At 47.8% G+C, this 20,994-nt stretch carries 16 protein-coding genes; 11 read left to right on the top strand and 5 right to left on the bottom strand.

Translation table 11 applies throughout. The annotated features are described in order from the left end of the window. The first annotated feature begins 274 nt into the window (after positions 1 to 274). The 3 genes from tyrS to aroC are packed head-to-tail and all read left to right on the top strand — an operon-like array spanning position 275 to position 3,858. Positions 275 to 1,567 (top strand): tyrosine--tRNA ligase, encoded by a 1,293-nt coding sequence (tyrS, locus tag HMPREF3027_RS05760; protein WP_070707598.1) that lies wholly within the window; start codon positions 275 to 277, stop codon positions 1,565 to 1,567. A gap of 6 nt (positions 1,568 to 1,573) precedes the next feature. Next, complete coding sequence (locus HMPREF3027_RS05755) at positions 1,574 to 2,806, top strand: nucleoside recognition domain-containing protein (protein WP_070707597.1); 1,233 nt, start codon at positions 1,574 to 1,576, stop codon at positions 2,804 to 2,806. Then, positions 2,806 to 3,858 (top strand): chorismate synthase, encoded by a 1,053-nt coding sequence (gene aroC, locus HMPREF3027_RS05750; protein ID WP_070707596.1) that lies wholly within the window; start codon positions 2,806 to 2,808, stop codon positions 3,856 to 3,858. The genes HMPREF3027_RS05755 and aroC overlap by 1 nt, the downstream gene beginning before the upstream one ends. Here the strand turns inward: aroC and HMPREF3027_RS05745 are convergent. The 4 genes from HMPREF3027_RS05745 to HMPREF3027_RS05730 all read right to left on the bottom strand — a co-directional run bounded on the left by HMPREF3027_RS05745 (position 3,855) and on the right by HMPREF3027_RS05730 (position 7,274). After that, on the bottom strand, positions 3,855 to 4,778 hold the full coding sequence (locus HMPREF3027_RS05745; protein ID WP_070707595.1) for a tRNA modification radical SAM protein MnmL/YtqA: 924 nt from the start codon (positions 4,776 to 4,778) through the stop codon (positions 3,855 to 3,857). The two genes, aroC and HMPREF3027_RS05745, sit on opposite strands and share 4 nt — an antisense overlap. A 193-nt stretch (positions 4,779 to 4,971) precedes the next feature. After that, a complete protein-coding gene (locus HMPREF3027_RS05740; RefSeq protein ID WP_070707594.1) occupies positions 4,972 to 5,589 on the bottom strand; it encodes an L-threonylcarbamoyladenylate synthase in 618 nt (205 codons plus the stop codon). A gap of 52 nt (positions 5,590 to 5,641) precedes the next feature. Then, positions 5,642 to 6,382: an SAM-dependent methyltransferase gene (locus tag HMPREF3027_RS05735; protein WP_070707593.1), complete on the bottom strand. Its 741-nt coding sequence runs from the start codon at positions 6,380 to 6,382 to the stop codon at positions 5,642 to 5,644. Next, positions 6,372 to 7,274, bottom strand: a complete 903-nt coding sequence (locus HMPREF3027_RS05730) for a DUF1731 domain-containing protein (RefSeq protein WP_070707592.1) — start codon at positions 7,272 to 7,274, stop codon at positions 6,372 to 6,374. The genes HMPREF3027_RS05735 and HMPREF3027_RS05730 overlap by 11 nt, the downstream gene beginning before the upstream one ends. Before the next feature lie 199 nt (positions 7,275 to 7,473). Between HMPREF3027_RS05730 and HMPREF3027_RS05725 the strand changes: the two genes are divergently transcribed. The 5 genes from HMPREF3027_RS05725 (at position 7,474) to HMPREF3027_RS05705 (ending at position 15,846) form a co-directional block, all read left to right on the top strand. Beyond that, positions 7,474 to 7,731, top strand: a complete 258-nt coding sequence (locus HMPREF3027_RS05725; protein ID WP_070707591.1) for a hypothetical protein — start codon at positions 7,474 to 7,476, stop codon at positions 7,729 to 7,731. A gap of 31 nt (positions 7,732 to 7,762) precedes the next feature. Then, positions 7,763 to 9,409, top strand: coding sequence for a diphosphate--fructose-6-phosphate 1-phosphotransferase (locus HMPREF3027_RS05720; RefSeq protein WP_070707590.1), 1,647 nt, complete (start codon positions 7,763 to 7,765; stop codon positions 9,407 to 9,409). Between the two features lie 662 nt (positions 9,410 to 10,071). Beyond that, a complete protein-coding gene (gene uvrA / locus HMPREF3027_RS05715) occupies positions 10,072 to 12,933 on the top strand; it encodes an excinuclease ABC subunit UvrA (protein WP_070707589.1) in 2,862 nt (953 codons plus the stop codon). Beyond that, a complete protein-coding gene (locus HMPREF3027_RS05710; protein WP_070707588.1) occupies positions 12,926 to 15,232 on the top strand; it encodes an ATP-dependent helicase in 2,307 nt (768 codons plus the stop codon). Before uvrA ends, HMPREF3027_RS05710 begins: the two co-directional genes overlap by 8 nt. A gap of 11 nt (positions 15,233 to 15,243) precedes the next feature. Then, positions 15,244 to 15,846, top strand: a complete 603-nt coding sequence (locus HMPREF3027_RS05705; protein WP_070707587.1) for a thymidine kinase — start codon at positions 15,244 to 15,246, stop codon at positions 15,844 to 15,846. A 75-nt stretch (positions 15,847 to 15,921) separates the two neighbouring features. Here the strand turns inward: HMPREF3027_RS05705 and HMPREF3027_RS05700 are convergent, their stop codons facing one another. Continuing rightward, positions 15,922 to 17,142: an ROK family transcriptional regulator gene (locus HMPREF3027_RS05700; protein ID WP_070707680.1), complete on the bottom strand. Its 1,221-nt coding sequence runs from the start codon at positions 17,140 to 17,142 to the stop codon at positions 15,922 to 15,924. A 728-nt stretch (positions 17,143 to 17,870) separates the two neighbouring features. On the opposite strand from HMPREF3027_RS05700, the gene HMPREF3027_RS05695 reads away from it, so the two are divergent. The 3 genes from HMPREF3027_RS05695 to HMPREF3027_RS05685 all read left to right on the top strand — a co-directional run bounded on the left by HMPREF3027_RS05695 (position 17,871) and on the right by HMPREF3027_RS05685 (position 20,991). Then, positions 17,871 to 18,440 (top strand): TetR/AcrR family transcriptional regulator, encoded by a 570-nt coding sequence (locus HMPREF3027_RS05695; RefSeq protein ID WP_070707586.1) that lies wholly within the window; start codon positions 17,871 to 17,873, stop codon positions 18,438 to 18,440. A gap of 103 nt (positions 18,441 to 18,543) precedes the next feature. Beyond that, positions 18,544 to 19,914 carry a TolC family protein gene (locus HMPREF3027_RS05690; protein WP_070707679.1) on the top strand — a complete coding sequence of 457 codons (1,371 nt, stop codon included), beginning with the start codon at positions 18,544 to 18,546 and terminating at the stop codon, positions 19,912 to 19,914. 15 nt (positions 19,915 to 19,929) lie between these two features. Then, on the top strand, positions 19,930 to 20,991 hold the full coding sequence (locus HMPREF3027_RS05685; RefSeq protein ID WP_070707585.1) for an efflux RND transporter periplasmic adaptor subunit: 1,062 nt from the start codon (positions 19,930 to 19,932) through the stop codon (positions 20,989 to 20,991). The last annotated feature ends 3 nt before the right edge of the window (positions 20,992 to 20,994 follow it).

Below are 20,994 nucleotides of genomic sequence, written 5' to 3'. Positions count from 1 at the left end.
TTGCAACTCGCCGATCGCTTAGTTGCAACTCAGTTTTTGCTTTTATATAGTATTGAATATCAACTTCTTACAAATGCAGAAAATTGCACGAAGTGCCATTCTCATAGAAGAGAGCATCCAGGAGGGTGCTCCGACTTGTCCGACTTGTCCGATAAGACACCCCAAAAGCACCTCTTTTTTCATTTTACTTTACGTTGTCACTCACTTATCTGCCATTAATTTGGTAGCTTTGTAACCGATTGATTTTTCCATACATTATATAAAGGTATTAGCGATGAACTTTATTAAGGAATTAGAGTGGAGAGGGATGATTCACAACATGATGCCAGGGACCGAAGAAGAGCTTCTGAAGGGACCGGCCTCGGGTTATGTAGGCATCGACCCCACCGCCGATTCGCTCCACATTGGTCACTTGGTAGGAGTGATGATGCTACGCCACTTTCAGCAGGCCGGTCACCGACCCATTGCCCTAGTGGGTGGAGCTACTGGTATGATTGGCGACCCCTCCCTCAAGTCGGCCGAGCGCCAGCTTTTGGACGAGGAGACCCTTCGCCACAATCAGGAGTGCATTAAGAAACAGCTCTCCAAGTTTTTGGACTTTGAAAGCGATGCCCCCAATGCGGCAGTATTGGTGAACAACTACGATTGGATGAAAGACTACTCCTTCCTCAGCTTCATCCGCGACGTCGGCAAGCACATCACCGTCAATTATATGATGGCAAAAGACTCCGTGAAGAAGCGGGTAGCAGGCGAAGGTGGTTCAGGCCTTTCCTTCACCGAGTTTTCATACCAGTTGCTTCAAGCCTACGACTACCAATACCTCTACGAGCACCAAGGGTGCCGTGTACAGTTGGGTGGTTCCGACCAGTGGGGCAATATCACCACAGGAGTAGAATTGATCAGGCGTCGCCTAGGAGGTCAAGCCTACGCCGTCACCTGCCCACTTATCACCAAGGCCGATGGCACCAAGTTTGGCAAGACTGAGAGTGGCAATGTGTGGCTCGATCCACGTTACACCTCACCTTACAAGTTCTACCAGTTTTGGATGAATGTCTCCGACGAAGATGCTGGTCGCTTCATCCGCATCTTTACCAGTCTCAGCCGTGAAGAGATCGAGGCATTAGAGGCAGAGCACCGTGAGGCACCTCACAAGCGAATCCTACAGTCAAAGCTAGCAGAGGAGATCACAGTGATGGTACACTCTCGTGAGGAGTACGACCTAGCTGTGCAAGCTTCAGAAATTCTATTTGGTCGCTCCAGTGTAGAGACACTCCATAAGCTCAACGAAGAGACCTTCCTCAGCGTGTTTGAAGGCGTGCCAATGGCAGAGGTTTCCAAGGACAAGCTATCAGCCTCTATCGGCCTCATGGACCTCTTAGTGGGCGAGTGCAAGTTTTTCAATAGCAATAGCGAGCTACGCAAACTGATTCAAAGTGGCGGGGTAAGCCTCAATGGCGAGAAGGTGACTGACTTCCAGTACCAACCCACCTCTGCCGACCTTCTGAACGACAAGTATATGCTGATACAGAGGGGCAAGAAGAACTTTTTCCTCGTGAAGATGGTGTAGCGTCCTATGCTCCTCAACTATATATGGGTGGCATTCTTCCTGGTAGGGATACTCGTAGGGGTAGTACGGGTAATCACCTCACGTGATGCCACCCTATTTAGTGAGATGGTGCAGGCACTCTTTGATACTGCCACCACCGCTTTTAATATATCATTAGGGTTAGCAGGGATCCTGACACTCTGGCAAGGGCTACTTCGTGTGGCCGAAAAGAGCGGTCTCATCGCACGTTTTGCGAAGTGGACCGCTCCTTTCTTTCAAGTCATCTTCCCTACCCTACCGAAAGGGGCACCCGTGCTAGGCACGATGCTGATGAACTTCAGTGCCAACCTACTGGGACTCGACAATGCAGCTACCCCATTGGGACTGCAGACGATGAAGGAGCTACAGACCCTCAATCCCAAAAAGGATACCGCCTCCGATGCGATGATCATGTTCCTCACCATCAATGCGAGTGGGCTCACCCTCATCCCCATCACCATCATCATGTTCCGACACCAACTGGGGAGTGCGTCGCCGGCCGATATCTTTCTACCCATTCTCATAGCAACGGGTGCAAGCACCCTTACGGCGGTATTGCTGGTATCGTGGAAGCAGAGGATCAACCTCCTCAAGTGGCCCTTCTTACTTCCAGCAGGTCTATTTGTGGCGTTGGTCGTGGCCCTTTCGTTTATGGTCAAAGGGGCCGATAAAGAGCTCCTCACCACCTACTCTACCGCCATCAGCCATGTGGTGTTGCTGGGTGCCGTGGCATTATTTATAGGCAGTGGCCTCCTCGCCAAGCGAAATGTGTACGAAGATTTTATCAAGGGGGCAAAAGGGGGATTCCAGACGGCGGTGACCATCATTCCCTACATCGTCGCCATCCTAGTAGCAGTGGCGCTATTTAGAGCCAGTGGTGCCATGGACTGGCTCACCATGGGGGTCGCCTCGCTATTTGGAGCCATAGGAGTAGATACCACGTGGGTAGATGCACTGCCAACGATTCTGATGAAACCTCTCAGCGGAAGTGGGGCGAGAGGATTGATGATTGATGCCATGTCCACCTTTGGAGCCGATTCCTTTGTCGGTCGCCTAGTCTGTATTGTTCAGGGCACCACCGATACCACTTTCTACGTGCTGGCACTCTACTATGGTAGTGTAGCCATCACCAAAACCCGCTACACACTTGGCGTCTCGCTCATTGCCGATGCAGTGGGAGCGGTGACAGCGATTTTATTGGCTTATACATTTTATGGGTGATGAATACATTTGGTAGATACTTTAGGCTCACTACATTTGGCGAGTCGCATGGTCCTTATGTGGGTGGAGTGATCGATGGTTGCCCCGCTGGGTTGGAGCTAGACTGCTCTTTGATTCAAGAGGCGCTACAACGTCGCAAAGGTTTGGCAGGGGTCAGCACCCCGCGCACAGAAGCCGATCAGCCAGAGTTTATCTCAGGCTTAATGGAGGGAAAAACAACAGGCACACCCATTGCGTTTCTTCTGCCCAACCAACAGAAAAGAAGTGGCGACTATGATGCTCTCAAAGAGGTATATCGTCCCTCGCATGCCGATTTTACCTATCAGATGAAATATGGTATCCGTGACCACAGAGGAGGCGGAAGGGCAAGTGCCAGAGAGTCGGTGGTGCGTGTAGTAGCAGGTGCGATCGCCTACCAATTGCTTCGCGATCGGGGAGTAAGGCTTAGGGCCTTTACCTCGCAGATAGGGGAAATCAAACTCCCAACTCACTACCAATATCAATGGGAGGAGCTAGGTATAGTGGGCTGTCCAGACCCTCAAGTGGATCAAGAGATGTACCAACTCCTCACAAAGGTGAGACAAGAGGGAGATACCCTTGGCGGAATCGCTACCGTAGTGGTAGAGGGGGTAACTGCCGGTTGGGGGAGCCCTCTCTACAGCAAACTCGATGCCCGACTAGCAGAGGCAATGCTCGGCATCAATGCCTGCAAAGGTTTTGAGATGGGAGATGGTTTTGAATTGGCAGCTATGAGAGGATCACAGGCCAATGATTCATTCACCTCAGAGAAGGGATCAATCAAGATGACCTCCAACCACTCTGGCGGCGTCTTGGGCGGTATCTCCACAGGAGCTCAGCTCCACTTCCGAGCTGCCTTCAAACCGATCCCTTCCATTGCACTACCACAGCAGACCGTCACTGCCTCGGGCGAACCGACAGAAATCACGATTAATGGGCGCCACGACGCCTCCGTATTTCCCCGCGTTCTTCCCATCATTGAAGCGATGACCAGTCTCGTCCTCGTTGATGAAATGCTCGCCTCCAACTACTAAAGGAAAAGGTCGCCTTGTTGCCACCCATTTTCACGCATTCTTCGTTCTATAAGGTGTACAAATTGGTAGTTTTTCCACCCCCACTTAGGAGCAATCAATAGCTCAGGAGGGGATTGGGAAACGAAGCGATCAAGATATATCCTTCTTGGCAGTCTCCGTAGTAGTCTACAAATCACATCTACATACTCCTCGGGTGTGAAAAGTCTAAATGTCTCAGGATTACTCCTATATTGATGAGCCATAATCGTCCCCTTGAGGATCTGTAACTGGTGCATCTTAAGCGTAGTGATGGGGAGAGAGGCGAGGCGATCAATGTGCAACTCAAAGTCGGAATAAGCCTCACCAGGTAATCCTATAATAAGGTGTGCCCCTACTGTAATACCCCGTGTAGCAGTATCATGAATCGCCTTTTCAGCCTCCGCAAATGTATGACCACGATGGACGCTTTCAAGCGTCTTATCGAGTGTACTCTCCACCCCATATTCAATTGCCACAAATGTCCGCTGATTTACTTCAGCAAGACAATCTAACACCTCCTCATCAACGCAGTCGGGTCGCGTTGCCACTACAAGACCTACCACATCAGGGGAAGCCAAGGCCTCCTCATATAGAGCCACAAGGTGATCCAAAGAAGAATAGGTATTGGTGTAAGATTGGAAGTAAGCAAGGTATTTCATATTAGGGTACTTACGTCCGAAAAAATGTTTTCCAGCCTCCAACTGCTCAGCTACACCCCCTTTACCCACATAGCTAGGGCTGAAAGAGCTATTAATACAATAGGTACAGCCTCCCCTACCCTTTGTGCCATCACGATTGGGGCAAGTCAAGCCTACATTCACCGAAAGCTTTTGCACCTTAAAATCAGGAAAAACACTTCTTAGATAGCTTCCATAGTCATTGTAAATCCCCTCACTTATCATACCACTACTATAAAAAAGAAAAAGGCTGTCTCACGACAACCTTCAATCTTAATATTAACCTAAAATCTAATACTATGAAAAACACGGTGCAAAGATAAGAGATATTTCTTACTTATGCAAGTATTTAGATGAATATTTTTAGGAAGGGTGCCGTTTTAATCTATTTTATATCTTAATTAAGCCATATTCTATATTATTTAAGCACTTCTACTCCTTCTCTTATCACCTCAAATGGTTCTTGAAGGCAAGAGACCACAGTGCTATCTACAAGCTGCCCTATTCCTCCATCTACCACATAAGCCACCTCATTACCCCACTGTTCTTCCATCAGACTTGGGTCATAACCATAAGCTTCATCATCAGTACTATCTCGATCTAAAGGTAGAGAAAAACCAGTTAATGGATGACCGAAATAGTCGACAAGATCTCTCACAAAGCGATGTCTAGGGATGCGAATCCCCACCTCCTTACGCCCACGATAAAGCCGTGGAAGGTTGTGCCCCGTTGGTAAAACAAAGGTAAAGGGACCTGGACAATTGCGACGCATAAGTCGAAAAGCTGAATCATCCATACGAGCATACTCACTAACCTGTGAGAGATTGCTCAAGAGGAGTGAAAAGGTAGTACGCTCTACTTCAACTCCCTTTATTCGGGCTAATTCCTTTACACACACTTGATTGAGTGCGTCACCACACAAGCTGTATCGAGTGTCGGTAGGAAGAATCAAAAGCTCTCCACGACCCAAAGCCTCAGATAGCGTTGCAAGCACCCTCTCTGGCGTTGCAGAATCATCATACACCTTAATCATCATCTCTTCTCACAATATAATCCGATAAATAAAAGCTACTAATTAGAGGAGTCGATTAGTCGTCTTCCCTACCTAGCAAAAAGATTGCAGGGCGCTTGTGGTAAGAAAGACCACCCTTTAGACGCTTTGACCAAATCGAAAGTGGCAAAGTGGTGATTTCCTCCTCACTTGTAGTCAAGTCCACAGCCACAGAAAGGCACAGCGTTGGGGAGAGAAGGTCGCACAGCTCTCTTATCAATTGGTCATTCCGATAAGGTGCTTCAATAAATATCTGTGTTTCTCCCTTATCCAGCACACGACGTTGGCACTCTAGTAGCTGCTGACGCCGTGAGGCACGGTCATGTGGGAGATAACCATAAAAGGTAAAATATTGACCATTAAATCCAGAAGCCATTAGAGAAAGTAAGATAGACGAAGGTCCTACCAAGGGAACCACTCGCATACCAGCACGGTGGCAATCAATCACGACACGGTGACCAGGGTCGGCTACCCCAGGGCAACCTGCCTCACTCATCACTCCCACATCTTCACCCTGACGAAGTAGTTCCATAACCTCCTCCCGAGGATAGGAATACCCTTGATGCTTATCTAGCTCATAGATTGTCAAAGAGGAAATATCTAGCCCTGGCACCGACCGGGACAAATATCTTCGAGCAGTCCGAGCATTTTCCACCACATAATAGCGAAGTCGACCAAGGAGCTCCAATGTCCGCTGTGGTTGATACTGCTCTACCTCCACATTACCCAGCTCTATGGGGATTAGGTAAAGCTTTCCCAATCCTTCATTATTCCCCATAAATATGTTGCAATGCTCCAGAAATATCTGGATATAAGTAGTCAAAACCCAGCTCCTCAATCCGCTCAGAAGCGACCCTCTGGCTATGCATCAGTGGACCGCCCCAAGCCCCGACAGCAGCACGCCATACACCACGAGGGATAGGTAAAGGGAGTGAGCGTCCACTCTTCATCTGAGCCGATAGTGTAGCTATCTCCCGATAACTAACCCATTCTGGAGCAACGACATTGTACACCCCACGCATCTCACGGTTTTCAATAGCTAGCCAAATAGACCTCATGGCATCACTCACATGCACCCAAGGCACTAGCTGTTGACCTATGCCACACAGTAGGGCAAGTCCATAATTACCACCAACGGCCATATATGGTAGCACTCCGCCATAACCACAAAGCACCTCTCCCATTCTAAGCGATACCCACCTCTTAGCCAATGCTTCGGCCTCAAGTAGATACGCTTCCTCCTCACCACCTACATAGAGACCGGCAAGGAAACCACTCCCGACAGGTGATGCTTCAGTGTGAATGTATGGGTCTAGGCCACTTCCATATATAGCTGTAGAAGAAACGTTTACGAAGCTCTCAAGCTGAGCACCACTAGCCAATAGATGACGCCCGATCAAAGCGGCACCTCCCACACGCTCACGCCACAAGCGATCCCTACCTCTAAGGTCTAGGCGACTTCCCACGCCAGCTATACCAGCCGTATGTACTATATGATTCACCCCCTCTAAAGCGGCCGGGTCTAGCTCGTCACGTAGAGGATTCCAATAAAACTCACCAGCTCTTGAAGGACACCGACAAAGCAGTCGTACATCATAGACCCCACGATACATCCTCTCAAAGTGTCGAGCCAATAGCTCCTCACCACCTGTTACTAAAATCCGTTCCATCTTCTTCTCGCACTCCTATATTATATAGTATATTTCATCACTCCCATACCTCTTCTTCAAAGATACAAAAAAGTAGCAACCACCACAAAAACGTCTCTTTATAACGGTCCTAAATTACCTATTAAATAGCGGTTTATTGGCGATAAATGAGTATCTTTGTAAAGTAAGCCGATAATTAAAATAGTTTATAAGTAAGGTTATGGCACCATCTGCTGGATTTTGGAAAGGTTTTAAGCGGACACTTCTTGTGCTGATTGTATTGTGTCTGATAGGTAGTATACTCTTCTTTGTACTACTACCAGGCGCCAAGGGGCTACTCTTTGGGGGTTGCACCTTGATTTTGGTGGTTAATCTAGCATTGATGCTGATATTTGTCCGTACCAATGACCAAAAACGCCCAGGCACTCGAAGCAGAGATAGAGAGCCGAAGCGCTTCGACTTTCATAGAGATAGATAGGTTATTCAACTATATAATTTAGATAAGAAAGATGAGAACAATTAGTCCACTTCAAAAGGCTCGCTCAAAATATGAGCCTAAACTTCCCAATGCACTAAAGGGCAATGTAAAGGTAGTAGAGGGTAATCCTACCCACTCAGTAGATGACCAAGAGGAGATTAAGCAACTCTTCCCAAATACCTACGGACTTCCTACTATTGCGTTTAAAAAGGGAGATGCGCCATTGCACACCAAGCCAATCAACGTCGGCGTGATCCTATCAGGTGGTCAAGCTCCTGGCGGCCACAATGTGATTGCAGGTATCTTTGACGGTCTCAAGAAGATAAATAAGGATAGCCGGCTCTATGGCTTCCTGATGGGTCCTGCCGGACTTATCGACCATAAGTATATGGAGATCACCAGCGAAATTATGGATGAGTACCGCAATACTGGTGGTTTTGATATCATCGGCTCTGGTCGTACCAAGCTTGAGACTGAGGAGCAGTTTGATAAGGGTCTAATCATCCTTCGTAAGCTAGATATCCAGGCACTCGTCATTATCGGTGGTGACGACTCCAACACCAATGCATGCGTTTTGGCAGAGTACTACAAGAAGATCAATGCTGGTGTACAGGTATTGGGTTGCCCAAAGACTATTGATGGCGACCTTAAGAATGAGCAGATTGAGAGCTCCTTTGGTTTTGATACCGCCACTAAGGTCTACTCTGAATTGATTGGCAATATCCAGAGAGACTGCAACTCTGCACGTAAGTATTGGCACTTCATCAAGTTGATGGGTCGCTCCGCTTCGCATATTGCTTTGGAGTGTGCTCTTCAAACCCAGCCTAATATCTGCATCGTCTCTGAGGAGGTACTGGCAAAGGAACAAAGTCTTGATGATATCGTCACCTATATTGCTCAGATCGTAGCTGATAGAGCGAAAGAAGGTCTTAATTTCGGTACGGTATTGATCCCTGAGGGTTTGATTGAGTTTATTCCAGCAATGAATGCCCTCATTGCCGAGCTCAATGATCTATTAGCCCATGAGGGCGATGCATTTGCCAAGCTAAATAAGGAGGCTCAGAGAGAGTTTGTAATAGACCGCCTTTCTGCAGAGAATAGCAAGGTCTTCAAGTCACTGCCAGAGGATGTAGCACGCCAGCTTACCCTAGACCGTGACCCTCACGGCAATGTCCAGGTATCTTTGATTGAGACTGAGAAACTCCTTGCCGAAATGGTTAAGGAGAAGCTCAAGGAGTGGAAAGCAGAGGGTAAGTATGTTGGCAAATTTAGCATCCAGCGTCACTTCTTCGGGTACGAAGGTCGTTGTGCTGCTCCATCCAACTTTGATGCCGACTACTGCTATAGCCTTGGCTCCAATGCAGCTCAATTGATTGCAGCAGGCAAGACGGGCTATATGAGCTCTATCCGCAATACTACTCGCCCTGCAGCAGAGTGGAAGGCTGGTGGTATTCCTATCACTATGATGATGAATATGGAGCGCCGCCACGGTTCCATGAAGCCTGTTATCCGCAAGGCACTGGTAGAACTTGAGGGCAAGCCTTTCAAGACCTTTGAACAGTATCGTGATAAGTGGGCTCACGAGACCTGCTTTGTCTATCCAGGACCGATCCAATATTTTGGACCTAGCGAGGTTTGTGACCAGACAACTGAGACTCTTCGCCTAGAGCAAGAGTAAGACTTAATAAGCATATTTAGAGGAGCAAAGGGAGTTCATTATCTCCCTTTGCTCCTCTATTTTTATGATCGGGTCAAAATGAAGGAAGAGAATTTGCACGAAGGATGAGATGCAAGGCGCTGAGGATGAGGGTGAAGGGAGCGTACTCACGTACGTGACCGAACCCGAATTCCGATAGCAACGCCGCAGATCGCCTTCGTGCAACAGTCTCATGGAAGGTAATATGCCTCTTCGCATTTTAGCAACTGTGGCATTGTAATCATATACTTTACCCCCACACGAGGCGCCCTACTTTTCAGGATTTCAAGCTGCAAAATAAGATGAAGAATCAGGCTAAAAAAGGGTCTTTGAGACTCCTTTTACAATCAATTGAAATTCAACACTATATATTAGCGTCAACCGAGATGCAACTAAGCAATCGGCGAGATGCAACTCGGCAAATGCTTAGTTGCAACTTGCCGATTGCTTAGTTGCATCTCAACTTTTCCCTACTAGCATGGAGGTTTTATGGAGGCACATTGAGATGGCGATCTACCCATGTAATTGTCTTGTTCTTGACAAGGGGGCTAACCCGCAAGGAGAATCTGCTGACCCCATCTATTATTTTAGATGAACACCTCAAATAAAATGGTTAAGTTTGCAAGTCATATAGGGTAGTAAAAATGGACAAGAATAATAATATAAATAGCCAGTCACAAGAGCAACAATTGGTGGTGCTGGGGGCTCGCGAACACAATCTCAAAGATATAGATGTAGAGATTCCTCGCCATTCACTTGCTGTAGTCACAGGCTTGAGTGGTAGTGGAAAGTCGTCGCTTGCATTTGACACCATATATGCGGAGGGGAACAGACGTTATATTGAGACCTTTTCGGCATACGCAAGAGGCTTCCTCGGTAATCTCGAACGTCCAGACGTAGACCAAATCATTGGGCTCTCGCCTGTTATCTCCATCGAGCAAAAGACCACTGTCAAGAACCCAAGGAGTACCATAGGCACCACGACAGAAATCTATGACTTTTTGCGACTGCTCTATGCACGCACCGCTACCGCTTATAGCAAAGGGGGCAAGGCGATGGTCAGCCACAATGAGGAGCAAATCTTCGCTATGGTATGTAGGGACTTCAACAACCAACGCATCCAAATATTTGCCCCGATAGTGCGGGATCGAAAAGGGCACTACCGGGAGCTTCTGGAGAGTATGCGACGAAAGGGCTATCTCTATGTTCGTGCCGACGGAGAGATGCTGGAGCTGAAACCCGGACTGGCATTAGCACGATACCAAAACCATAGGGTAGAGGTGCTTATTGATAAGTTGGCTCTACAAGAGAATGAAGAGTCGCTTTCTCGGTTAAAGGAGGCACTTCGAGTGGCACTTCATCTTGGAAAAGGCGTCGTGATGGTTCAGAAGTATCAATCTACAGAGGAGCCCCTATTTTACAGTAAGCAATTGATGGATGCCGAGACGGGCGAAAGCTTTGAAGAGCCAGCACCACATACCTTTTCCTTTAACTCACCCCAGGGAGCTTGCCCCAAGTGTAAGGGCATTGGGGAGGTTCCGGCTCCTGATATGACAAAGATCATCCCCGACCCCTCTCGAACCATTCGTCAGGGAGGACTGGCTCCATTGGGCAACTTTAAGCCCAATATGATATTTAAGCAACTAGAGGCGATCACTGAGCACCACGGTTTCACCATCAATGACCCGATTAAGGAGTTTCCAGAGGAGCTGATGGATGATATTATGAATGGTGTAGACTATCCTCTCAAGCACAAAGTGGAGGCAACAGGTAAGGTGGAGCGTCTCTTTTCGTATGATGGGCTGATTGCCTATCTCAGGGCTTTAGCAGACGAGGAGGAATCGAGCAAAATACGTAAGTGGGCCAATCAGTTTAGTACTTACAAGTGTTGTCCATCTTGCGGAGGTAAGCGACTTAATAAGGTAGCACTCTCTTTTAAGATTGATGGGCACGATATTTCTGAGGTTTGTAATTGGTCGCTTCCTAAGCTACTAGAGTGGATCAAGGGGGTCTCCGACAAGATTGAGAAGCGGAAAAAGGTGGTGGCGAAGGAGATTATCAAAGAGATAGTGAGCCGCCTGGAGTTTCTACTGGAGATGGGATTGGACTACCTCACACTTAATCGTACCACTGGTTCGCTTTCGGGCGGAGAGATGCAGAGAATTAGGCTGGCCACACAGCTAGGAAGTAAGCTGGTGAATGTGCTTTATATTCTAGATGAGCCGAGCATCGGCCTGCACCAGAGAGATAATACAAGGCTGATAGAATCACTAAAACGACTTCGGGATCAAGGCAATTCGCTGATCGTGGTAGAGCACGATAAGGATATGATGCTGGCAGCAGACTACATCGTAGACATGGGTCCTGGAGCTGGACGCAAGGGTGGAAAGGTAATCTATAGTGGCACGCCAAAGGAGATGCTCAAGGCGGACACCCTTACAGCACAGTATCTTAATGGCACCAAGGCTATAGAGGTGCCCACTAGTCGGAGAAAGGGGAAAGGAAGTTCGCTCCGATTGATTGGCGCCACTGGGAATAACCTGAAAGGGGATACGCTAGAGATTCCATTAGGAAAACTAGTACTGGTGACGGGAGTATCGGGGAGCGGGAAGTCAACCTACATCAATGACACCCTTTACCCAGCCCTCTCCAAGCACTTTTATCGCTCTTTGGAGGAACCCCTACCCTATAAAACAATTGAGGGGATTGAAGAGGTAGATAAGGTGGTGCAGGTAGATCAATCACCCATTGGAAAGATGCCACGAAGCAATCCTGCGACCTATACGGGGGTGTTTACAGATATCCGCAATCTCTTTGTGGAGATGCCGGAGAGCAAGATTCGTGCCTATAAGCCAGGGCGTTTCTCATTTAATGTGAAGGGTGGACGATGTGAGACCTGCAAAGGCAATGGTTATAAAAAGATTGAGATGAACTTCCTACCCGATGTCTATGTGCCGTGCGAGACGTGTAAAGGGCGTCGCTATAATCGGGAGACGTTGGAGGTGAGGTACAAAGGAAAATCAATCGCCGATGTACTGGATATGACAGTGAATATGGCGGTAGAGTTTTTCGACACCCAGCCAAATATCCTACGGAAGATAAAGGCTCTACAAGATGTGGGGCTGGGCTACATCAAGCTAGGACAGTCGAGCAATACGCTATCTGGTGGGGAGGCACAGCGGGTAAAGCTCGCCACAGAATTGATGAAGCGGGATACGGGGAAGACGGTTTACTTCCTCGATGAACCCACTACAGGACTTCATTTTGAGGATATCCGGGTACTGATGAATATTCTTCAGAAATTGGTAGACAAATGCAATACGGTAGTGATCATTGAGCACAATCTAGATGTCATCAAAGTGGCGGATCATATCATTGAGATAGGTCCTGAGGGAGGCGAAAAGGGAGGTCGCATTGTTTTTGAAGGAACTCCAGAAGAGATGATCGCACAAGATAAGGGGTATACCACTCCTTTCTTAAGGGATGAATTAAAGCAAAATGAATAGAGAAGAACTACTTAAGGAGCTCAATCCTGAGCAAAAGGAGGCGGTAGTCCATAGCGGCTCTGATAGCTTGATACTGGCAGGTGCTGGGTCGGGCAAAACGAGGGTGCTCACCACAAAGATCGCTTACCTCCTTACCGAAGGGGTGGCTCCGTTCCAGATATTAGCACTCACCTTTACCAATAAAGCAGCTCGGGAGATGCGAGAGCGTATCGGCACACTGGTAGGAGGCCCGGTGGCAGGATTGATCACTATGGGGACGTTTCACTCGGTATTTGCTCGCTTTTTGAGGAGCTATGCCGACCGCTTAGGGTACAATCATTCGTATACAATCTATGATACCACCGACTCTAAGTCTTTGGTGAAGATGATCGTGAAAGAGCTCCAACTAGATGAAAAGATGTACAAGCCCAGCTACATTCAGGCGGAGATCTCTAATGCTAAAAATAGTGGGCTTTCGCCTAGAGACCTAGCAGATGAGATGGTAACCCATAGGCATGACCTCCGAAAAAGCGTACCCGCATTGCCCAAAATATATCGGGAGTACGAGGCGAGGTGCCAACGAGCTAATGCAATGGACTTTGATGACCTTCTGCTGAATATGCTTCGACTGCTGCAACAACATGAAGATGTAAAAGCCACCTTCCATGAGAGGTTTAGGTACATTCTCATCGATGAGTACCAAGATACTAATAGGGTTCAGCATAAGATTGTTCAGCAACTCAAAGGACCTTCTACGGAGCTGATGGTAGTGGGTGATGATGCTCAGAGTATTTACTCTTTTAGAGGGGCGGTGATAGATAATATCATCAACTTCCAAACTACCTTCCCAGGGGCTAAGCTATTTAAGCTCACCAAGAATTACCGCTCGACTGGCAATATTGTCGAGCTAGCTAATGGGTTGATCGCCAAAAATGAAAAGCGGATCCCTAAGGTGGTAGAGGCAGTAGCTGGTAAAGGTGAGAAATCACTGCTTTTTGAGTCGTTTAATGCCCCTATGGAGGCGCAGCAGGTGGCGGCACAAGTCAATCAACTCATCCATTCAGATACCAACCCTGAGGATATTGCCATTCTGTATCGCACCAATGCACAGAGTAGATTGCTAGAGCAGTATCTCAAGATGTTTAGCATCCCCACCCGCATATACGGTGGGCTCTCCTTTTTCGATAGAAAGGAGGTGAAGGATTTACTCGCTTATCTAAGGTTGGTGATCAATCCTGATGATGATGAGGCCTTCCGAAGGGTCTACAATGTGCCGGCAAGAGGGATCGGGGCGGTGACCTTTGAAGGCATAGCTAAAGTGGCCAATGAAAAGGGGTTGTCTCTGATGAGCACCGCCAAAAGTCCAGAGCAACTCTCAGGTGTGGTGCGAGGTGCAGGGATCAGCAAGCTAAGTGCTTTCGTGGAGCTGATAGAGGTGATTACAAGTCTAGCTGATGATCTAGCTCCAATCCCCTATCTCCAGAAGGTCATTGAACTAACAGGGCTAAAGGCTATGTACAATGATGGGAGCGTAGAGGGACAGTCTAGAATGGACAACATTGCGGAGCTGGTAAGTGCCCTAGATGATTTTATTACCCGAAGGAAATTGGAACAGGACGATGAGGAGCCTTCTCTTGAGGACTTTGTAAGGGAGATGACGCTTTATACCGACCAAGACACTGAAGACGACGACACCCCAAAGGTGACTCTGATGACCATGCACGCCTCCAAAGGCCTTGAATTTGACCATATATTTTGTGTGGGACTAGAGGAGGGTATAATTCCAAGTAATAGAAGCACTGGTATAGCTGATATTGAGGAGGAGCGTCGCCTACTCTACGTGGCAATTACACGTGCGAAAGAACACTGTACCCTGAGCTATGCAAGGGAGAGGATGGTAAATGGGCAAACCAATATGGCTATGCCAAGCCGCTTCCTCAGAGAGCTCGACCCGAAGTATGTGAAGGATAATTCTGGAATCGTTTCGGGAGGAGTGATGCAGAAAGCCATTGAAAAGCTACAGCAATTGCATCGAGACCTTCCCCCTACACCTTCAGCTCCGAAACGGATGACTCGCATCAAGCATAGTCGGCAGATAGGTAGTGATGGTCCAAGTGGAAGAGAAGATGAGGTGCTCACAGATACCGCAGCCGATACCGACCTAAAGAAAGGCGACATCGTCTATCACAACCACCTAGGAAGGTGTGAAATCCTTGGTTTTGTGGATACTTCGATTATGGGGAGTAAAGTGAGTGTACGATTGGAGGATGGCTCAGTTCGCCAGTTGATTCTCAAATTTGCCAAACTACGTAAAGAATAATCTGATAAGATATGACACTAGACGATCAATTCACAGAAGGGTACCACCAGCAAGGGGTACGCACAGGAGTGCTAGAGGTAATCTGTGGCTCAATGTTTTCGGGCAAAACGGAGGAGCTGATGCGACGCATCAAGAGGGCACTCATCGCACGGCTCAAGGTAGTGGTGTTCAAGCCGGTCACCGACACCCGCTACCACGCAACTAATGTGGTAAGTCACGACAAAAACTCCATTCCAAGCATCCCCATTTCCAACTCAGCACAAATGCTAGACCTAATTAAGGATGCAGATGTGGTGGGCATAGATGAAGCTCAGTTTATGGATGACGGCATCATAGACGTTTGTCAGAAATTGTCGGATAATGGCATTCGGGTGATCGTCTCAGGGCTCGATATGGACTTTATGCGCCGTCCCTTCGGGCCAATGCCTGCCCTAATGAGTATCGCCGATAGGGTCACCAAGGTACATGCCGTCTGTATGGACTGTGGCGCCCCCGCCAACTTCTCCTACCGCCTTGGCGATGACGACCGCGTAGTGGTACTCGGGGCGATGAAAGAATACGCCTGCCTCTGTCGCTCCTGCTACCTCGCCCGCATCAAGAAAACTGCAGAGTAGATGAAACTAAGAATAAATGAAGGTCGTCCAGAGCCAACGCTTTGAACGACCTTTGTTTTATGGAAAGAGACTAGGTCAGTCGGTGAGGGAGGCGATTGCCTTTTTCCTTGCTAGCATACAAGCCCCCATCACACCAGCATAGTGGAGAAGTATCGACTGCTTCAGCTCCGTATCTTGATTCACCATATTAAGCGAATACTTGCGTATAGCACTATGGATGGGGTGGATAAGGTAGTCACCCACCTGTGCCAGCGGTCCACCTATTACCACCACGTGAGGATTGAAGATATTGATGAGATTGGCAAGGTGCAAGCCTAGCTGCTCACCCACCTCCTCCAGAATCTCAATACAGAGCATATCCTCCTTCAGCGTCGCCTCAATCAGGTCATCCAGCGTGATATCCTCAATCTTCTTTCCACTATCTGTGATGATAGAGCGGTCACCCTGCTTCACACGCTCAATAAACTTACGGTGCATAGCACGTCCAGAGGCTTCAGTCTCCAAGCAACCCTTCTTCCCGCAATGGCAAATCACTTCATTCTCATAGCAATGGGTATGCCCAAACTCTCCACTAAAGCCCGACTTTCCCGCATAGGGCTCACCATTGATAATGATGCCTAGACCAAGCCCCCACGTAGCATGCACGAAGAGCAGATTCTCCCCCTTCTGCCGATAATGCAGCATGTACTCCCCGTATGCAGCAGCACGCGAGTCGTTATCGATAAATGTAGGGATGCCGAAGGTATTAGTAAAATAGGTGGCGAGAGGAGTCCCTTCAAAATTGAAGTAGGTATAGCTATAGCCAGTATGTGGATTGAGACGGCCCAAAATATTGATACCGATGCTCACAATAGAGTGACGTGGCACATCTATTTCGTGATCCATATAATTATTGACTTCATTGCAAATAGTATTGAGGCACTCCTTTGTATTGGCAAACCTAAAGGGGATATCCATCTGGGAGTGCACCTGATTACCCGAGAAGTCCATCAGTACAAAGCTAATATGCTCGGAAGAAAAGTCCACCCCTAGGAAGTAAAAGTCCTTATCGGTCAGCCCAAATAGAAAGGGGTGCCGACCGGTAGAGGCCTCCAGCTTACCAAAATTACGCAAGAGCCCATGATCCACCAGCTCCCCCACCAGCTTACTGATCGTCGGCACACTCACCCCCAAGAAGCGAGCCAATACCGGCAAGGTCTCAGGACCATTATCCACTAGATACTCCACAATCTGTCGCTTATACTGCAGATTCTTAGGATTGGTATCAAATAATAATCTAAATTCGTTCTCCGTCATAATATTAATAATGCAACTATTACTACCTACAAATATATATAATATTTTCATAACTAATCTAATTATCACCTCAATCTTACCAATTTCTAAATAAGAAAGCACCTATTTACTTAAATTAGATAGAAGCTATCCCCCGATAACTTCCCCAAAAATCTAAGAGCTGAGCAGGCCAAAAGTTGAGTTGCAACTAAGCAATCGGCGAGTTGCAACTAAGCAAACGACGAGATGCAACAAAGCAATTGCTTAGTTGCAACTCAACTAACGCCAAAATACAGCACTCATTATCAATAGGTTACAAACGCCCCAAATGAGACTATTGCACGAAGGCGATCTGCGGCGTTACTTTCGGGATTCGGGCTCGGTCACGTACGTGAGTACGCTCCCAGCGCCCTCACCCTCAGCGCCTTGCATCTCATCCTTCGTTCAAAGTCTCAGCACATTTTGAAGCAAATGTGCGAGAATGGCACTTCGTGCAACATTCTCCAAATAATCCCTATCCGCACCATTTGGCGGCAATAATATGGCGAAAAACAATAATACCCGTCTTTTTCTTCGCAAAACCCAACAAAAGCCTAATTTTAACACTCCTATAACCAATTGATTATATGCCTATTACAAAAATATTAGAGTCAAGAAAGAAACAAATATGCACAAATTACACTATTATAGTAGAAAAAGTGTATCTTTGTCCCAAGATACAACGAATCATACTAAAAACAACCAACTATATGAGTACCGACCGCAAAAAACAATATATCGGAAAAGCAATAGAGATCCTAAAGCAAGAAGGCTTCAGACTTTCCCTAGATGAGATGGCGACGAAGATGGGCATCACCAAGAAAACCCTGTACAATAACTTCAGCTCTAAAGATGAACTACTTAAAGAGTGCGTCCAGGCGATCTCTGAAGACTTCAAGACCGCATTGAAAGATCTAGATAATCCCGATATAAGTGCCAAAGAGAGCGTCATACGCTGTTTCAATCAGCTCGACGACCTATTTACCGAGCTCAATCCCATATTTTTCTCCGACCTCATGCAGAGCAACCCCAACCAAGCGATGCTCGGACACATTATGGGCTCCAATTTATTCCGGGAGAAAATGGCCAATAACCTCCAGCAAGGGATCCAGGAAGGGGTTTATCGCCCAGATATCGACATTTCTTTCGTCTGTGAGTATATGGCCTACTCCATATTTGGATTTTACATCCACTCCGTCACCAGTAGTCGCCTCCCCTATTCGGAAGAATACTTTGCCAACATTATAAAGTATTATCTAAGGGCGCTCCTCAAAGAATAAAAACTAACAACCAACACAATAATAACACACAACCATGTATCTATCCAAAAACATTTATGCTGATGGTGGTCGATTCACAGACACCTTCGCCTCAATTGGCAAGATGAGAAAGTGGATTGTGTACACCGCCCTACTTCTGATGACCACACAAGCCACTGCCCAAGAGGTCTACACGCTATCCGACTGCCTGGAATATGCGCTGCAGCACAATAGCGACATCCAGAAGTCTGCTTACGAGCAGCAAAAGGCAAAGCTAGCCCGCCAAGAGGTGCTCGGAGCCCTTCTTCCGCAAATCAATGGTTCTGCCGGCATCAACGACAACCTAAAGAAGGCAAAGTTTGTGATGCCCAACTTCATGAATAATATGCTCCCAGAGAAGATGCGCGACCCCAATGCATCGCAGTACATGACCGTGGAGATGGGCACAAAGTACACGGCCAATGCAGGAGTGGCCCTTAGCCAGCAGATACTCAATATGCCACTCTTCAACGCCCTCGACATCGCCAAGGTATCCCAAGAGATGGCTGCACTTGGTGCTGAAGCTACAGAGGAAGAGGTAGTGGCCAAGACCGCCACCCTATTCTACGGCATTCAGGTAACAGACTATGCCGTACAGCAGATGGGGAGAAGTGTAGACCTTGTAGAGAAGATGCTGAAAATGATGGAGGTCAACTACGCCAACGGCCTCGTCAAGCGTATCGACGTAGACCGAGTACGGGTCAATCTCACCAACCTAAAGACGCAAAAAGCGGCTATTGAAAGTGGCCTTGAGGTACAGAAAAACCTACTCAAGTTACAAATGGGATGGAATATCGACCAACCCATTTCGCTACCGCCAATGGACTTCTCACTAGTAGACAGTCAGAGCCAAGCCGACACCTTCAGACCCTTCAACCTCATGCAGCAAGTCGCCTACCGACAATTACTAGCACGCGAAAAGATGGCCCAGCTACAAAATAGAGCCAAGAAGTACGAGTATCTTCCTACTCTCACCCTGATATTCAACCTACAATATAATAGGATGAGCGACCAACTCTTCAAGAGTAGTAACAGCTATAGCTATCCCACCGCCATGGTGGGGCTCAATCTCAAAATCCCCATCTTCAGCGGACTCTCGAGAAGTGCCAAGGTAAAGGAGAGCCACATAGACCTCCTCAAAGCACAGGAGGATCTACGGATGCTAGGGCAATCGCTACAGATGGCACGCCAAAATGCCCTCCTCAAGCTACAAAACACCAAGAGTACCATCGCCCTACAAAAAGACAACCAAGCCCTCGCCGAAGAGGTATTCCACCTAGCACAGAAAAACTTCGACTCCGGCCTCGCCTCCCTCTCCGACGTACTCAATGCCACCCAATCCCTCATACAGGCACAGCTCTCCTATGCTAGCGCCTTAGGAGACTACATGAAAGCCTACATAGACTTAAAGAAAGTCAATGGCGAAGTCATGGAAATGATCACAAACAACCACTAAAAACGAAATATTCTTATGAAAAAGAAAGTTTTCCTCCCGATAGTCATCATAGTAGTTATCGGGATCATCGTGCTCACCCTGATTGGCAATAAAAGAAGAACTGCAGCCAAGACAGAGGGTATCCTACTCGACCAAACAGCCGTAGCAGTTCGCACAGAAATCGTCAACGAACGCCCCTACTCCCTAGACTTCACCGCCAACGGACTGGTGCGTGGCATTCACGACCAAACCCTTACTTCATCGATAGGTGGGCGTGTCATTGCCCTTCGAGCGAAAGAAGGCGATAGAGTTTCAAGGGGGCAATTGCTCCTGCAGATCGATGCCGAAACCCTCGGTGCCGATGCAGAGTCGGCTAAGGTAGCCTTTGAGGCAGCTCAGCGAGACTACCAACGCTTCAAAAATGCACACGCACAAGGAGGGGTTTCCGACCAGCAACTAGCCGCTATGCATACCCAGATGGTCGCTACCGAAGGGCGTTACACTGCTGCTCGTCGCCGCCATTCCGATGCTTCGGTCGTGGCCCCCACCTCAGGCCAAGTCTACAAAAGTTACGTAGAGGTAGGGAGCTTCCTCAATCCAGGTGCCAAGCTCTTTGAGATCGTTGACGACTCCCAGCTCAAAGTCTCTTGTTACGTCACCGAGCGACAGCGTCTTCAGCTCACCAAAGGCCAGAGCGTACGCCTCACGAGCGAACTCTTCCCCACCCGAGAGATCACTGGGCACATCTCCATGATCGGCGACAAAGCCAACCAAGCCCTTTCGTTTCCCGTAGATGTGATGCTCGATAAAGAGGCCACCCAGGGGTTGCACCCAGGCATGTATGTATCCATCTCCTTTGCAGGAGCATCGGAGCAAACTGGCATACTCATCCCTCGTAAAGCCATCATCGGAAGTATCAATGATGCAAAAGTCTACATTGTACGCAACGGTATGGCATTACAAAAGGCCATCACCGCCGGCAACACGGTAGGAGATCACATTGAGGTCCTTGATGGGCTTCAAAAAGGCGATAGCCTAGTAGTAGCTGGACTGATCAACATCTCCGATGGTGCCCCAGTCAAAAGCATCAAAGAATAATTA

The organism is Porphyromonas sp. HMSC077F02 (assembly GCF_001815465.1).
GTDB lineage: Bacteria > Bacteroidota > Bacteroidia > Bacteroidales > Porphyromonadaceae > Porphyromonas_A > Porphyromonas_A somerae.
The sequence above is the reverse complement of the archived record's forward strand: the minus strand, read 5'-3'. Positions and strand labels throughout refer to the sequence as shown.